Source organism: Akkermansia sp. 54_46, from assembly GCF_001917295.1.
GTDB classification, from domain to species: domain Bacteria; phylum Verrucomicrobiota; class Verrucomicrobiia; order Verrucomicrobiales; family Akkermansiaceae; genus Akkermansia; species Akkermansia muciniphila.
The window spans coordinates 54963-67604 of the sequence record NZ_MNUD01000034.1 but is presented as its reverse complement, the minus strand read 5'-3'; the positions used below and the strand labels follow the sequence as shown (position 1 = coordinate 67604).

Here is a 12642-nt window from a genome sequence, read left to right as displayed (position 1 = left end):
GCAGCCTGAAAAAACCGCCGTTTTCCCAACACCTGCACTTAACCATGAAGCGGTCTATTTTGTTAAAGGATACGCATTTCCATGATTTTCCTTTCATTCTGCCCGTCATTATTTTCATCAGCCGCATCAACACAGCTTTCCCCTCTTCTTCCACGTAATAAAAAAGCTGCCCCGCACGGGGCAGCTGTCGTCAACTTCATGAATACGAATTTCTCCGCTATTTCATGAAGCCGTTAAAAGCAGAAATTGGTTTCTATGTTTTTCAAGCGTTCCCTGACGGCTTCCGGCACGGCGGATTTTTCCTCCTGCGTATTGTAGGGGCCGGAATACAGAACCTTTCCCGCAGAGTCCGTCACATGAACTGTGGTTCCCGTCCGGGAATTGGAAGAAACCACGATAGTCCCGTTGGCATCCGACATCCGGACGGAAGACATGCTCTGGCCCCCTCCGGAAACCTTGCCCATGGGAGGCATGGGCATTTGATGAAGTCCCTGCAAGCTCCGGAGCATCTGCGCCGCGCCGGGAGTCAGGTTCATCCGGCCGATGATGTCGTCCATCCGGTAATCATCCATGGCGGAATCCTTCAAAAACTCATCCATCATCTGCTGCATATCCAGAATACGCTGGGGGAGATTAGGCCGTGCAGCCATTCCGGAAAAAGGCGCCGTCTGACGCCGGACGGAAGGAACTGCGCGGGGCTGCGTGCGGGGATCCCCCTGGGCCGCCAGTATTTCTTCAGCGGAAAGCGTTCCCCCATCCAGGGTAATTTCAACAGTCTCCCTCTTTCCTTTCCGGTAAAATACAGCCGTAATCCTGTCTCCAGGCACTTTTTCAGACAGGGCTTCCGTCACAGACTGCGGACCGGAAAGGGAGACATCCCCCAGCTTGACCATGACGTCATTTTCCTGGAGCCCGGCCTTGGCGGCGGGGCTGTCCGGCATCACTTTGGTCACCAGCACTCCGGGGAATCCGCTAAGCTCCAGCTGCGCAACGAGCGCTTGAGGCACCGTGCCCGGAACAATTCCCAGTCTGGCCGGTTTGGAAGAGGGGAGCGGCTTCACCTGATGCGCGTACGGCGTCAGAGGAGGCGGCTGAAGGTTGTCCGTACTTCCTGCGGGCCGGTCAATGGAATATCCGGAGCCCGAACCTACCAGCAATCCCAATGTCAGAAAGATACAGGTTTTCATATCCATGTGAGATAATATACAGCATCTGTCCATACAATGTTCAAAATTTGTGCATTTTTTTCGCCGCTTCCGGGACGGCATCCTTCGCCGCAGAACACCGGAAAACGCTAGGCATCTTTCCTGCCTGCCAAGGAAAGCCGCAATGCCGCAGCAGATCGCACAATTCCGGCGATATTCATGCACCGCAATTTTTAATATTCCTTTTCAGGAAGAATTTTGCGGATAACGGCGGGAGCAATCACAGGCACGCGCTCATCCCCTCCCTGCAATTCAAAAAGGGTGGGCGTCCGGAGCAACTCCCGCTTTTCACCGGGAATCACAGGAGTTTCAGCCTTTTCCGAGGGAACTTCCCCGGCATTTCCGGCTGCCACCGTCCCTACGGGCGCCACCAGAGCATGTTGAACCAGCATGACGGCCCCCACAACGGCAGCCGCGGAAATGCCGGAAATACAGGCACAACGCCGCCACAGGGGGATGTTCAGCGCTTTTTCCCGTTTTTCATCACTGGCGCAATTCATGGCTTGCGCCATTTTACAGACGGAAAATTCCAACATGGAAGAAGCGGAAAGCCTTTTCAACCGGGTTTCCATCTCATGTTCGGATTCCGCACACATCAGGGCACAGCATTGTTCCCTGAACAGGACTTTTGCCGGAGAGGGCCGAAAACGTTTCAAAAGGGATTCCATCTCATGAATTTCATCATCGGAGATTTCATCACGCCGGAAACGGCTCTCCAAAGGGAAGATTTCCTCACACTTTCCGGCCAGCCGGGAAATCAGTTCATCAGATACGGGAAGGGGCTGCAGGACGGCAGTACCGCCGTCTTCCTCCCCTGCGGCGGATGATGTTGTTTCATGGTTCATAAGGGTAGAGCGGCATTAGAATTGATTCTTTTTATTTCTCAAAGCCCTGCGGAGCAAGTCAATACCGTAACGGTACCGGCTCGCCGCCGTATTCTGCGAAATTTCCAGCGTTTCCGCAATTTGCTGAAAAGTTTGTTCCCCCCATATTTTCAAGACAATGACCTCGGAGAATTTGGAAGGGAGCTTCCTGAGCTGCATTTCCATGAACTGTTTGAGTTCCTCATCTGCCGCAGCACTGGAAAACCAGGGGTCCGTATAAACATCTTCGTCCCGTTCAGAGGCGCAGGCTTCATCCTCCCTTTTCTGGCGACGGTCGGATTTGCGGCCATAATCCACCGCCAGACGCCGGATGGAGGCAAAGACATAGGAAAGCCACGCCTCCTGCCCACCCACAAATTCCCCGGAAGCCTCCTTGCGAGCCAAACGCACCAGGGCATCCTGAAGTATATCCTCCGCATCTTCCGGTGAGCGGGACTGCTGGCGTGCAAACAGAAGCAGCTGGGAAGCATGTTCCCGCAGCCACTCATCCCAACTCAGCAAATGGCTGCTTTCTTCATCAACCTCCTCATTCCTGACGTAAGCCGGCGTATTCATTTCTGCATCCGTACATTCGGTTCCTTCATCAGCCATAGCGCAACAGCCCTGTTTTTTTGTTTAAAATAAAAAACGGAAAGGCATGGCCCTCCCCCTTCGACGGAAGACGGCCATGCCTTTCGGAACAATTTTTACTTCTCCTGATTGATATGTTTCCGCATATTGTCAATCCACGGTTCCAGTTTTTTGGCGGCTTGAGACTCCGGATCGGCATCACGGGCAATTTCCAGGTATTCCAAAGCTTTGGGCAAATTACGTTCCAAGGTATATCCATCACTGATATATTTGGCGATCTTCAGGCGGATGGGAGGAAGCGTATCCTTTTTTTCCAACATCTGCAATGCTTCCTCCCGGCCGGCGCGCGTTTCTTCTGCGGAGAGCCTCCCCGAATATTTTTGGCAGAACTGTTCCCACATAAGCCGCTGCTTCTCCATGGCTGCGGCTTTTTCAGACTTCTTTGCAAAACCGTATTTGTCCTCCGGGTCCAGAGCGGAAATTTCTGCAATCAACCCCTTCTGGAAAGGCTGCAAATCTTCCGGAAGCACGTTCAAGGCCTTAACCAGTTGCTCCAGTTTTTCCTTTCCTTTCAATGGTTGGGCCGCCGCTACGGCCTCTTTCAACTTCCTCCTCGTTTCTCCGGCAGCCTCCAGTTTTTTCAGATATTCCTCCGGAGTTCTGGTGGCACCCACTATTTTAGCGTAGGGAGCGCCATTTCCTTCCATCAACAGAACGGATGGGAACGAGGAAACGCCATAACGCCGCATCAGCTCTTCATGGAATTTTAACTGTTCCGGCGGCATTTTCCCGGCAGCCTTGGGGAAATCCAGTTCCAGCAGCACGAATTGATGATCCGCCGCATATTTGGCGAACGCATCCGTGTCAAAAATATTTTTGCGCAGGTGAATGCATCCGGGACACCAGTCGGAACCGGTAAAATCAGCCAGCACAGGATGTCCGCCCTTTCCGGCCTTCTCCAGCGCTTTATTCCAATCAGTCTCCCAGGAGGAAGACGCAGAACAAATCAAAGCGGAGGCCAAGGAAAGAACACCAATTGCAGGAAAAAATGAATTTCTCATCTTAACCGTACTATAGCAGGATACCGGGGCTTGTCATTCTTTTTTAAGAGCTGGCCCCCCACGGAACCGCAAGCCCCCCGAAATGCCGGAGAAAAGACGCCTATTGCTGTGAGCGGCGGCGGATATTCTGGCTCAGGCGCATGGCGCAGAAGTCCGGACCGCACATGGAACAGAAATGGGCTTTTTTGGCGTTGGCATGGGGAAGCGTCAGGTCATGGAAGGACCGGGCCTTTTGCGGATCCAGGGAAAGGTTGAACTGATCCTCCCAGCGGAATTCAAACCTGGCCTGGGCCAGGGCATTATCCCTCCATTGCGCGGATGGATGCCCCTTCGCCAGGTCTGCGGCGTGGGCCGCCAGCTTGTAGGCAACCACGCCTTCCCTCACATCCTCCCGGTCAGGAAGCCCCAGATGCTCTTTTCTGGTTACATAGCAAAGCATGGCGCAGCCAAGCTGGCCGATAATCGCCCCTCCGATAGCTCCGGTAATATGGTCGTAACCGGGGGCGATGTCCGTTACCAGCGGCCCCAGCGTGTAAAAGGGCGCTTCCATGCACCATTCCAGCTGCTTGCTCATGTTCTCCCTAATAAGGTGCATGGGAACGTGGCCGGGGCCTTCATTCATGACCTGCACGCCCGCTTTCCACGCGCGCATGGTCAAATCCCCCTGCACTTCCAGCTCCGCCAGCTGGGCGAAGTCGTTGGCGTCCGCCACGGAACCGGGCCGCAGGCCATCCCCGATGGAGACGGCAATATCGTAAGCCGCCAGAATGGAACAAATTTCATCCCAATGGGAATAAAGGAAATTTTCCTGTTCGTGGATCATGCTCCACTGCGCCATGATGGAACCGCCGCGGGAAACGATGCCCGTCATGCGCCGCGCCGTATGGTTCACGAACCTGAGCAGAAGGGCGGCGTGCACCGTCACATAGTCCACGCCCTGGCGGGCCTGTTCAAGCAGGGTATCACGAAAAACCTCCCAACTCAGGTCAGACACCTTTCCTCCCACCTTTTCCAGAGCCTGGTAAATGGGAACAGTACCGATGGGGACAGGGGAGTTTCTTAAAATCCATTCCCTCGTCGCGTGGATATTCTTCCCGGTGGACAGGTCCATAACGGTATCCGCCCCCCAGTGAATGGCCCAGCGCAGCTTTTCCACCTCCTCCTCAATGCTGGATCCCAGCGCGGAGTTGCCTATGTTGGCGTTGATTTTTACCAGGAAATTGCGGCCGATAGCCATCGGCTCACATTCCGGATGATTGATGTTGGCGGGAATCAGCGCACGGCCGGAGGCAATTTCATCCCTGACGAATTCCGGCGTAAAGTAGGCAGGCATGCGGCAGCCGTTCCGGCGTTCCGGGGCATGCTGGTGATCCAGGCGGTCGCGGGCCACCATGCTGGACGGCCCAAATCCCTCCTGCGCCTCCAATTCGGACGGACGCGGCATCATGGTGAGCGTTTCCAGGGCTTCCGCTGCTTCGTCCGGGCGGCTCTTGGCATTCGGATAGCGGTCGTATATCGCCTTGAAAGCCTGTTCCCTGCCCAGATTTTCCCGGATGGCGACAAATTCCATTTCCGGCGTAATGACGCCCTGTTGGGCGTAATAACGCTGTGTCACAGGCGTCTTGCCCGCAGCACGCAGGGTGCGCTCGTGCCCCACATCCTCTTTCACATCCCCGCGGGCCCGTATCCAGGCGGCACGCAGGGAGGGAAGCCCCTCCTCCGCAATTCCCTCATAAGCAGCGTCCCCCCAGGGGCCGGAGCAATCGTACACGCGCACCGGGTCATTAGGGTGGGCGGTGCCGTCGGGCAACAAGGTATCGCCCAAAATGATTTCCCTCATGGGAACCCGAACATCCTGGTACAGACGGCCCGGAACATAAATGCGGCGGGAACCGGGATAAGACAAATTGGAGGTATCGTTCATGGGATGAATGCTGTTCTGTTCCGGCAGGGGAACAGCGGAAACGAAACCTCCCCGAAAAACAGGACAAGCCCGTTCAATCGAACTCTCTGCGGCGGAATTATTCGCATCAGGTTTGAAGGGTTCTGCGGGAACAGCATGCCGTTCCTGCAATCTCAGCCTTTATTTGGGCACCCCTGCCGAACTGGAAAAAGAATAACACGGACTTTCTCTTCATCCAAGCGTTTTCCAGCCCGGCGCGGTGAAACCGGAGCGTCAAAAAGACGGACTCCGTTCCCTCCCGGCAATCAACACGGGGAAGTTTCTCTACCCTCCAGGCGGATTCACGCGTTTTTCCTCCTCCATTTCAGCAGAAAAACGGAGTTGGCGATCACGACGACGGAGCCCGCATTGTGAACCAGCGCGCCAGCCACGGGATTCAGGATGCCGCCCGCCGCCAGGATGATGGCGATGAAGTTCAGGGCCATGGAGAATGTCAGATTGCATTTGATTGTCCCCATCATGCGCCTTGACAGACGGAGCAGATGGGGCAGTTCCCGGATATCGTCATTGACCAGGACAATATCTGCGGCATCCACGGCAATGTCACTTCCTATGCCGCCCATGGCAATTCCCGCATGAGAGGTTTTCAAGGCAAGGGCATCATTGATTCCGTCCCCAACCATGCACACACGGTTCCGCTCTTTCTGGCACGCGTCAATCCAGTTGAATTTGTCCTCCGGCAGGCATTCCGCGCAAACCAGGTCAATCCCCAGTTGTCCGGCGACACGCGCGGCGGCATTCCCATGGTCCCCGGTCAGCAATACGGGAACCACTCCGGCATCCCGTACTTCCCGGATGGTAGCTACGGCATTCTCCCGCAAGGTATCCGACAGGGCGATCAACCCTGCGGCCTGCCGGTCCATTCCTATGAAAATCACGGAGCACCCCTCCTCCTGATACCGTTCCGCCGCACGTCTGGCCTCATCGGACAGCTCCACCCCGTTTTCCCTGAACAATTCCAGGTTGCCGGCCAGAAGTTCCTTTCCCTGCACCACAGCCCGTACTCCCCTGCCGGGAATCATGCGGAATTGTTCCGGTTGGGGAAGTTCCCGCACTGAATCTTTCCGGTAACAGCGGACAATCGCCTTGCCCAGAGGATGTTCAGAACGCAGTTCCGCACAGGCGGCATATCTGTAAAGTTCCTGTTCCGGGAGCTCCGGCAGGAAACTGCGCACGGCCGCCACGCGCGGAGCACCGCAGGTAAGCGTGCCCGTCTTGTCGAAAGTGAGATGGGACACGCAGGACAGGCGTTCCAGGGCATCCCCTTCCCGCACCAGAAAGCCATGCCTGGTGGCGTTCCCGATGGCGGCCATGACCGCCGTGGGAGTTGCCAGCACAAGCGCACAGGGGCAGAATACCACCAGAATGGTAACGGCGCGAATCAATTCGCCCGTGGCCATCCAGGTCCCCCCTGCGGAAACCAGGGCAATGGCAATGATCCAGGTGGCCCAGCGGTCCGCCAGCCTCACGATTTTAGCCTTCCCCGCATCTGCGGATTGGACGAGGCGCACCATGCGCTGGATGGAACTGTCCTTCCCGGTCCTGGCCGCCTTCATGTCAAAGGTTCCGAACTGGTTGACCGTCCCGCTGGAAACCTCATCCCCGGCTTCCTTGTCTCTCGGAAGAGGTTCCCCCGTCATTACGGACTGGTTGACGGAAGTGTGCCCGGAAAGAATAACGCCGTCCGCCGGAATCGTCTCTCCGGGCAATACGCGGAGAATATCCCCGATGCGAACCTCTTCCGCCGGAATAACCTCCTCCCTGGTTCCTTCCACTTTCCGGGCGGTCGCCGGGGTCAAACGGACCAGCCTTTCAATACCCTTCCGGGCCCGGGCCACGGTCAGCTCCTCAAGGAGTTCCCCAAGCTGCATGATAAATGCAACCTCCCCTGCGGCGAAGTCCTCCCCAATGATGACGGAGGCGATCAACGCGATGGAAACAAGCACTCCCGCCTTAATATCCCAGGCCGTCGCCAGGCCAAGAACGGCTTCCAGCACAACTGGAACGCCGCACAGCACAATGGCTATCCATGAAACTTCAAAGGGCAAAGGTTCCATGCCAAGCATGCTCATTAACAGAGCTAATCCGGAAACGGACAACAGTGCGACTTTCCGCCTTGTCCCTCCCCATTCCAGCAATTTTTCCAATCGGTCCAGCATATGATGATTTTTCTTTTTATACCCATACAGGTACGGGCATTTATATACCTATAGGGGTATAGGTTTTCAAGAAAAAAAATATGAGAGCCACCCCCGAACCTGCCGGAAAAAGGCATTAACCCATTGTCCCATTCAAATCATGTTGGCAAACCGCTCAACCGCCTTGGTGAAGCGCGCGATCGTCTCTTCCGGGTCTCCGTGTTCCAGCCCGTCCCGGACACAATGGCTGATGTGCCCCTCCAGTACGACCTGCCCCACCTTATGCAAGGCGGACTTGGCGGCATTGAGCTGCGCAAGAACATCTTCACAGGGAACGTCTTCGTCAATCATCCTGTCGATTGCCTGCACCTGTCCGATAATCTTCTTGAGGCGGCGATGCAAATTTTCGGAATTCATGCATTGTTTCATGGCGGCGTTTCCTGATGCTGCTGAGGGGTACTCGTATTATCAAGTTATCAGGCAGACAGGAAATGCTGTCAAGAACAGAGTCCTCCCCCGGCAGGCGGCTCCGTGCATCTTCCAACGAAAACACCGGACGGTTTTTCATTATTTTCCCCTCTTTTCCTTTTGCCGGGGAACTTTCTTCATTCCTTGCTCTTCTTTCCGCGCGGAGTGTGGTTGGGAGCCTGGGATATCCGAGAGAGGCCAAATCCTTCCTCACAAAATCCGGCACCACCCCGGCTATTCCCCTGACGCGTTTCCTTTCCTCTACAAAAAGATCACATAAATTGGGAGTTAAGTCCTTCCGGTCATGAAAATCGTTTTCAATTACTCCGGCTCCCGCAATGGTATTCCGCTGCCCGTCCACAATAACGTACCATTGAGGAATCCCTGTTTTCCGCTCCATGCATTCCTTCATGCTTTCTTCATAAACTTCTGAGGGAATACCCCATTTGGAACTGAACCAGGAAGAAGCCGAGAAAAGAAATTCGGAATGATTCCTTAAATAAATTAATTAGCCGATATTCCTTTCTTCCATTCTTCCCTGCCCTGACAAGCCCCTTCCGGCCCCTGTCAAATCGGCGGGCATGGAGGGAATCCATCGTGCATCGGGTTCTCTCCTGCAAAGGCGCGAATATTTCCCGGGCTTTGGAAAGAGTAAAACATTTTACTTCCATTCCCTGCGGAAAGAAAAGAAAGACCCGTTTTCATCTAGTCAGCCGTGTAAAAATGGGATAGACCTTTTTCCGGAATGCGCCCTGCCGGCTGCAACCTTTCACCGGAGACGGGGTTTATAAAAGGGAATTTCATGGATGAAGCACAAGACATGCCGCCTGCGGAACCAGACGAAGATGCCAAGCTGATGCTGAGGGTCAGGAATGGCGACGCTTCCGCCATGGAAATGCTGGTCCGCAAACACCAGAATTCCGTATATGCGACGGTGGCCCGTATGCTGAACAACGGTCCGGAGACAGAGGACATCGCCCAGCAGGTATTCATCCGCATCTGGAAGGGAGCCGGGAATTATGAACCTTCCGCACGGTTTACCACATGGATGTTCACCATCCTGCGCAATCTGGTGTTCAATGAAGTGCGCCGCCAGAAGCGCAAGCCCACCACCTCCGCAGACGCCATGGAGGAGGAAGGAGGCATGGCCGTGTTTCTGGAACCTTCCCAGACCCCGGACGAAGCACTGGAACATACGGAACTCCAGCACGCCGTGGACGCGGCAATCGCCGCTCTGCCGGAAAAGGCGCGGCTGGCCGTCCAACTGCGCCGTTTCGAAAACATGCCCTATGAGGAAATAGCCCGGGCGCTGGATATGACGGTTCCCGCTACCAAAAGCCTGCTGTTCCGCGCCAGAAACATGCTGAAGGAGGCTCTTGCTTCCTTTTTATCCTGACAATGGCGTCCTCAAAACAAGTTAAGAACACACCGCCGGCTTTCCCGCCAAAGGGTGGGGAGCCGGTTCCTGGTACAGTTTCCCGTCTTTAGCGGCAAATAACCCGTAGCGCAGCGGCCAAGTCCTTTCACAAAAACACTCGGAAACAAAAAAACGGGCCGTTCTCCAACGAAAACGGCCCGTTGAACATGTTACCGGGAAACGGAATCAGCGCGCATTTTTTGCGTTAAGAACATCCTTATAGGGAATTTTCAGGAAGTTCAGCGCCCCCTGGGATTCGTACAGCACGCCCACATGGTTCTTATCTACCGGCGCCAGGCAGGAATATCCCCAGCCTTTGCGGGCATCATAAAGAAGCCATTTGTCTTCCGGCCATGACCCGGCATCATTCGTAGAAGCTTTCAACGTCATGTGGGAACGTCCGGATGTGGTATTGGGATTGGAAAACAGAACCACTCTGCCCGCGCCCGGAACGCCGTCCACGGCAAGCAGACTGCCCTGGCAGACCGGTTCCTTCAGCTGGGCAGTGCGGTTGGTGGGGTGTTTTTCCCACGTTTGGCCCAGGTCTTTCGTAACGCCCACGATGCGGGAACCGCCCCAGTTGCACCGGGCGTTGATCATGACGGAGCCGTCTTCCAGCTCAATCACCTGGGCTTCCGTCGTCTGCTGGCTGACGCCCGTGCCGCAGTGCCAGGTTTTTCCCCGGTCTTTGGAATAAACAATGGTGGACCACGGCACCCCTTTGCCGTCCCAGTACTGGGCGGCGAAGACCAGCGTGCCGTCTTTCATGCAAATGCCATTGCCGGGTCCATTAAATAAAATGCGCCAATCCTTGTTCTTGGTTTGTTCCGTGATATTGATCGGACTGGACCAGGTCAGGCCGTCGTCATCGCTGTAGGCCAGCACCAGCTGTCCACAGGCCTCCGGAGAATTGTCTCCGGACTTGCTGCCCCAGATGGAATGCCTGTGGCTCCATATGGCGGCCACCCAGATGCGCCCCGTCTTTTCATCCACCAGAATGGCCGGATCCCCTACGCCCCTGGTAGCCCCCAGAGAGGGGTCAATCTTGGAATCATCAATGGCGATTTTGACATCAGACCAGGTGCGGCCTCCGTCCGTAGAGCGGCTTACGCCCACATCAATGTTGGCCGGAAGGTCTCCGGAATGGTTGTACCGGATATCGTACACGGCCAGCAGGGTTCCCTTCCTGGAACGGGCCAGACCGGGAATACGGTAGAATTTTGATTTGAAATCCCCATGCCTGACTACGGCCACGCCGATGCGCTGCGCCACGGGAGTCGCATTGGCAACCCTCACCGGTTTATTGCCCGCCACAACGCTGGCCGGACGCACCACCACCCTGCCGTCCAGGGAGGCTCCTTCTTTCATCGTCACGCAAGCCCACAGGTAATTGTCTCCGGGCTCCAGCTCCATTTTCCCCTTCACAGAAATCTGGGGTCTGGCGGAACCGGCAAGCTTTACTGTACCAAAAACTTGGGAAGAGTCTTTCGGGAACGGCTCTTCCCCATGATGGATGATAGGGGCCTCTTCCCCCCGTATTACAGCCACGGACTCAATGTCGGAAAGCTTCGTCGTACCCGTAAAATCCAGATTGACAGCTGTCAGGAACTGAGGATTAAGGCAGCCGTCCGTCCGGACATTCAGAGAAAGAACGGGGCTGCACGGGATACGCACCATCACCGGGTAAATGGAAGAGGCCATCTCCACCTGCGGATTCACTTTCATGGGAATACAGGGAACAAGAAACAGGTCGTCCAGCTTCATTCCCTTGTTTTCCGGAGAAGTAAGCCTGAACACCAGGGAACGCGTTCCGGAAGGAACACTGGCTTCTATCCTGGTATGAAACCCGCCCGTCCTGATATCCTTGCCGTCATAAATTTTCTTTTCTCCATTCGGCCCTATGGCCACAATGGAAAATTCAAAAGGGGCCTGCCCGGTCCATCGCTCCGCCCAGGCAGAAAGCCGGACTTCCCTGGAAGGCGTATCCTTCAAGTCCAGTTTCAATTCAGCATCCTGTCCGCCGAACATTCGCAGGGAGGCTTCTCCGGATTTTCCCCCTCCTCCGATTTCCGCCACACCGTTCCGGCAGGACATAAGGCCGTATTTGGTGGAAAGCGTTGTAAACTTGCCACGCCTGGCCTGCTCAAAGCTTTCCTTGCCGAGAACGGAGGGAATAGACAGGCCCAGTGCGCACAACAGGCCAAGCCCCATTAATTTATTCAAAGATAAACGCATCGTATTTATGGTGTGTTTCGCGGGATATATACGCCGCCCCCCGCGGCAATCTTGCCCGGAGCAGCGTTATTTGCCGGTCCGTTTCCTAACACACGGCTTTCCGTTGCGTCCAGCCCCGCTTGAACGGCCTGAGGAAAGACCAGTCCTTACTTTCCCGTTTTTCCTCCGGAAAGAGCCGCCGGCTCCACGGAAATCACGGGACGTTCCGGGAAAGAACTGGAATTCCGGTGCATATAATAATGAGCCCAGTGAAGAACCACCTTGTCCCCCGGTTTAAGGGCGGATATCTTCTTCAAAATATCCGCACTCTGCAGGATGGGCTTGTGCGCCGGATTAACGTCAACCATCAGCTGCTCCTGCTTTTCATCGCCGTACTTGCCTGGTTTCCGGTAATCCAGGTACTTGACGATCCGGAAAACGGCGAAATCCCTGGCATGGTCGCACTTGTCCGGGCACAGGGAAGTAAGGAACCTGCATTTCCGATGAATTATTCCCGTAAATTCCGCTTCCGCCACATGATCCGACAACAATTCCCCGGAAGGCAGTTCCGCATCCCCCTGTTCATTTACCCTTCCCGGGGCCGCAATGGGAGAATCTTCAGCCAGAACGCTCCAGAATCCGGCCAGGCCCAGACAGACGGCTAGAATACTCTTCTTCATCTCTTCATTCCTATCCGCCGCGGAAACACAAGTCAAGAAGAA

The 12642-nt window shown here is 55.3% G+C and carries 10 protein-coding genes and 1 riboswitch; of the genes, 1 reads left to right on the top strand and 9 read right to left on the bottom strand.

Features of this window, described 5'->3' with window-relative positions:
* Nucleotides 1-233: 233 nt before the first annotated feature.
* The 7 genes from BHW66_RS08860 to BHW66_RS08830 form a co-directional block, all read right to left on the bottom strand.
* Nucleotides 234-1187, bottom strand: coding sequence for a PDZ domain-containing protein (locus tag BHW66_RS08860; RefSeq protein ID WP_180972111.1), 954 nt, complete (start codon nucleotides 1185-1187; stop codon nucleotides 234-236).
* A 191-nt stretch (nucleotides 1188-1378) separates the two neighbouring features.
* Nucleotides 1379-2050 (bottom strand): hypothetical protein, encoded by a 672-nt coding sequence (locus BHW66_RS08855; protein ID WP_102738883.1) that lies wholly within the window; start codon nucleotides 2048-2050, stop codon nucleotides 1379-1381.
* Nucleotides 2051-2065: 15 nt separating this feature from the next.
* Nucleotides 2066-2680, bottom strand: coding sequence for a sigma-70 family RNA polymerase sigma factor (locus tag BHW66_RS08850; protein WP_022198241.1), 615 nt, complete (start codon nucleotides 2678-2680; stop codon nucleotides 2066-2068).
* A gap of 95 nt (nucleotides 2681-2775) precedes the next feature.
* Complete coding sequence (locus tag BHW66_RS08845; RefSeq protein ID WP_102758402.1) at nucleotides 2776-3720, bottom strand: thioredoxin family protein; 945 nt, start codon at nucleotides 3718-3720, stop codon at nucleotides 2776-2778.
* A gap of 100 nt (nucleotides 3721-3820) precedes the next feature.
* Nucleotides 3821-5644, bottom strand: coding sequence for a phosphomethylpyrimidine synthase ThiC (thiC, locus tag BHW66_RS08840; RefSeq protein WP_102758401.1), 1824 nt, complete (start codon nucleotides 5642-5644; stop codon nucleotides 3821-3823).
* A 65-nt stretch (nucleotides 5645-5709) separates the two neighbouring features.
* Nucleotides 5710-5829: riboswitch (TPP riboswitch) on the bottom strand.
* A 135-nt stretch (nucleotides 5830-5964) separates the two neighbouring features.
* A complete protein-coding gene (locus BHW66_RS08835) occupies nucleotides 5965-7842 on the bottom strand; it encodes a cation-translocating P-type ATPase (protein WP_102758400.1) in 1878 nt (625 codons plus the stop codon).
* Between the two features lie 132 nt (nucleotides 7843-7974).
* Nucleotides 7975-8250: a metal-sensing transcriptional repressor gene (locus BHW66_RS08830; protein ID WP_012420869.1), complete on the bottom strand. Its 276-nt coding sequence runs from the start codon at nucleotides 8248-8250 to the stop codon at nucleotides 7975-7977.
* An 841-nt stretch (nucleotides 8251-9091) separates the two neighbouring features.
* On the opposite strand from BHW66_RS08830, the gene BHW66_RS08825 reads away from it, so the two are divergent.
* Complete coding sequence (locus BHW66_RS08825; RefSeq protein ID WP_012420868.1) at nucleotides 9092-9685, top strand: sigma-70 family RNA polymerase sigma factor; 594 nt, start codon at nucleotides 9092-9094, stop codon at nucleotides 9683-9685.
* A 207-nt stretch (nucleotides 9686-9892) separates the two neighbouring features.
* Here the strand turns inward: BHW66_RS08825 and BHW66_RS08820 are convergent, their stop codons facing one another.
* Nucleotides 9893-11941 carry a sialidase family protein gene (locus tag BHW66_RS08820; protein ID WP_102739422.1) on the bottom strand — a complete coding sequence of 683 codons (2049 nt, stop codon included), beginning with the start codon at nucleotides 11939-11941 and terminating at the stop codon, nucleotides 9893-9895.
* A 146-nt stretch (nucleotides 11942-12087) separates the two neighbouring features.
* Entirely contained in the window at nucleotides 12088-12600 is a 513-nt protein-coding gene (locus BHW66_RS08815) for a hypothetical protein (protein ID WP_102739423.1), read from the bottom strand.
* Nucleotides 12601-12642 lie beyond the last annotated feature (42 nt).

Bases quoted from the DNA above. Each gene is read 5' to 3' on its own strand.
- BHW66_RS08860 (WP_180972111.1), bottom strand. From the start codon at position 1,187: ATGAAAACCTGTATCTTTCTGACATTGGGATTGCTGGTAGGTTCGGGC.
- BHW66_RS08855 (WP_102738883.1), bottom strand. From the start codon at position 2,050: ATGAACCATGAAACAACATCATCCGCCGCAGGGGAGGAAGACGGCGGT.
- BHW66_RS08850 (WP_022198241.1), bottom strand. From the start codon at position 2,680: ATGGCTGATGAAGGAACCGAATGTACGGATGCAGAAATGAATACGCCG.
- BHW66_RS08845 (WP_102758402.1), bottom strand. From the start codon at position 3,720: ATGAGAAATTCATTTTTTCCTGCAATTGGTGTTCTTTCCTTGGCCTCC.
- thiC (WP_102758401.1), bottom strand. From the start codon at position 5,644: ATGAACGATACCTCCAATTTGTCTTATCCCGGTTCCCGCCGCATTTAT.
- BHW66_RS08835 (WP_102758400.1), bottom strand. From the start codon at position 7,842: ATGCTGGACCGATTGGAAAAATTGCTGGAATGGGGAGGGACAAGGCGG.
- BHW66_RS08830 (WP_012420869.1), bottom strand. From the start codon at position 8,250: ATGAAACAATGCATGAATTCCGAAAATTTGCATCGCCGCCTCAAGAAG.
- BHW66_RS08825 (WP_012420868.1), top strand. From the start codon at position 9,092: ATGGATGAAGCACAAGACATGCCGCCTGCGGAACCAGACGAAGATGCC.
- BHW66_RS08820 (WP_102739422.1), bottom strand. From the start codon at position 11,941: ATGCGTTTATCTTTGAATAAATTAATGGGGCTTGGCCTGTTGTGCGCA.
- BHW66_RS08815 (WP_102739423.1), bottom strand. From the start codon at position 12,600: ATGAAGAAGAGTATTCTAGCCGTCTGTCTGGGCCTGGCCGGATTCTGG.